Below are 235 nucleotides of genomic sequence, written 5' to 3' on the forward strand. Positions count from 1 at the left end.
CTTCTAGCCAATCTGGACTAAAGCCCATGGGCATGCTATCTAGAAGTTACTTATTAGAGCTATCTATCAATGCTTGCGATTGATAATCTGGATATAAAGCCTGCATACGAAACAGTAATTGCATTGGTAGATAACTTGGATTTAAGAGAACATGGTTCTTATCTGATACAAAACCTGTTCGGCCTGGTAATAAGACGGTGGCATAGTTATCTACTTCAATGGTTTCCTCTTTTAG

1 pseudogene is annotated in these 235 nt (G+C 38.3%); it reads right to left on the minus strand.

The window, feature by feature from the left end:
* Positions 1–46 precede the first annotated feature (46 nt).
* Positions 47–235, minus strand: a pseudogene (locus V6256_RS15445) (cellulose synthase complex periplasmic endoglucanase BcsZ); the annotation flags it as partial.

Origin of the sequence: Psychromonas aquatilis (genome assembly GCF_038155185.1) — a bacterium.
Lineage (GTDB): Bacteria > Pseudomonadota > Gammaproteobacteria > Enterobacterales > Psychromonadaceae > Psychromonas > Psychromonas aquatilis.